Origin of the sequence: Streptomyces sp. NPDC057654 (genome assembly GCF_042800135.1) — a bacterium.
In the GTDB taxonomy this organism is placed as follows: Bacteria; Actinomycetota; Actinomycetes; order Streptomycetales; family Streptomycetaceae; genus Streptomyces.
In genome coordinates, this window is the sequence record NZ_JBHVHQ010001148.1 from 1 (window position 1) to 2,186 (window position 2,186).

The window sequence follows — 2,186 nt, forward strand, 5'->3', positions numbered from 1 at the left end:
GCCCGAAGGGCTCAAAGGGCCCGAGACGAAACTCGCACTCGTCCGACCGACCGCCACCCTGCGCGTACCTCATGCACCTCACACAGACGGCGCACCGCGGCAACCTGCCCCTATCAGCAGCTACGACACCCCGAGTTCAAACTCAGTAGCATGCGGACATGCGCGAGTTCTGCACAGTTGATCGGCGACGGCTCTCGTTTCTGGACTTCGGCGGGCCGGGCGTCCCGCTGTTGGCATTTCACGGGCACTACAACGAGGCATCGACGTTCGCCCCGCTGGCCGAGGCGCTGGCCCCGCAATGGCGGGTGATGGCTCTGGACCAGCGAGGTCATGGCGATTCCGACCGCGCCCAGAGCTATCGACGGGCCGACTACGTCGCCGACATCGCGGCATTCCACCGCCACCTGGGACTCGGACCGGTGGTGATTCTCGGTCACTCCCTGGGCGGTGTGAACGCCTATCAATACGCCGCCCGGCACGCGGATCAGGTCACCGCCCTGATCGTCGAGGACGTCGGCGCCGTAGTGAACGCCGACTGGTCCTTGGCGACGCAGCTGCCGCGAAATGCGGCTTCCCGCCAGGAATTGGTATCGAGACTCGGTGCGACGGCGCCCTATCTGGAATGCTCCTTGCGCCAGTTCGAGGGCGGCTGGGGGTACTCATTCGACATCGACCACACCGTGCTGTCCCACAAAGCCCTGACCGGAGATCACTGGAGTGACTGGGAATCGGTGGACTGCCCGACCCTGCTGATCAGAGGAACGGACAGCGAAGTACTGGCGCACGACCACGCCCGGGAAATGATCGCCCGCCGGGCCGCCGGCCAGGCTCGGCTGGCCGAACTTCCCGCCGGACACGTCGTGCATTGCGACGCCCCAGAGCGGTTCGCCGCTGCTGTGCGTTCATTTCTGACCCAATTGCCCACGGATTAACACACCCTGACGGGGTGGCATTAGGGACACCGCCATTCCGGGGGCTTCTCGGATGTCCGGGCGAGCGGCGTCTCCGTAGCGTCCGTGACATGAGAGATGAGACGTACAAGACCCCTGATGCCCTTCGGAACAACCACACCTGGCGGAGGAAGCGAGGCATCGCCGCCACTGGGGCCCTGCTGCTGGCCGCGATCGCCGCCACGCCGGCAGTAGCGGTGCCGGCAGTAGCGGCACCGACGCTAGCGGCCCCAGCGGCCACCGGGTCCGGACCCGCCGCGCCGGCCCGCCCAGGGCAGAAGGCCGATGCATCCCGCGGAGCGCTGATCTCCGTAACGCACGTCGCCACCCGCGATGCCGCGGAGGTCAAGCGGTTCCTCGTCGAGCACGGGACGGCCGCCGACTCGGTACGGCACGGCGTACGGGCGTACCAACTGACGTACCGGACCGTCGACTCCCACGGCAAGCCCACCACGGCCACCGGCCTGCTCACCCTCCCCACCGACGGCAACGACCGCCTTGACCACCGCCTCGGCCGCCGCCTCGACCTGGTCTCCGACACTCACGGCACGATGGTCAACCGCTCCTACGCGCCCTCCGTGGAGGAGGACTTCGGCCGCATCCCCTCCTACCTGAACGCGAGCGCCGGACGGGCCGTCGCCGCGCCCGACTACCTGGGCCTCGGCAAGGGGCCCGGCCGCCACCCGTACATGGACACCCGCTCCGCGGTGACGGCCTCGGTCGACATGCTGCGGGCGGTCCGCACAGCGGCGGACCGCCTCGGCCGGCCGCTTACCGGTGACGTCTACGCGACCGGCTTCTCCCAGGGCGGCCAGGTCGCGATGGCGCTCGGGCGGGCCCTGCACGAGGGAGCCGACCGGCACTTCCGGCTGAAGGCGCTGGCGCCGATCAGCGGCCCGTACGACCTGGAGGGACACGAGATCCCGGCGCTGTTCGACGGCCGGGTCAACGACACCAGCGGCGTCCTCTACTCCTCGTACTGGCTCGTTGCCCAAAACCGCCTGTACCGGCTGTACAAGGACCCGGCCGACGCGTTCCGCGCGCCGTACGCGAGCCGCGTCGAGGAACTGTACGACGGCGAACACAGCGAGGAGCAGATCCTCAAGGCGCTGCCCGCCACAGTGGAGAAGATGCTGACCCCCGCCTTCCGTGCGAAGATGCAGCACCCCACCGGGGGCCTGCTGGCGGCGATGCGCGCCGCCGACCGCACCTGCGACTGGAAACCGTCCGCGCCGG

The 2,186-nt window shown here is 69.0% G+C and carries 2 protein-coding genes; both read left to right on the forward strand.

Annotation, left to right across the window (positions count from 1 at the left end):
- Positions 1-158 precede the first annotated feature (158 nt).
- Positions 159-932: an alpha/beta fold hydrolase gene (locus ACFU99_RS41435; RefSeq protein ID WP_384403316.1), complete on the forward strand. Its 774-nt coding sequence runs from the start codon at positions 159-161 to the stop codon at positions 930-932.
- A gap of 89 nt (positions 933-1,021) precedes the next feature.
- Positions 1,022-2,186 (forward strand): alpha/beta hydrolase (locus ACFU99_RS41440; RefSeq protein WP_384403319.1); only part of this gene is annotated, 1,165 nt, incomplete at its 3' end.

Excerpts from the sequence above, each read along its gene's own strand:
- ACFU99_RS41435 (WP_384403316.1), top strand. The coding sequence starts at position 159 with ATGCGCGAGTTCTGCACAGTTGATCGGCGACGGCTCTCGTTTCTGGAC.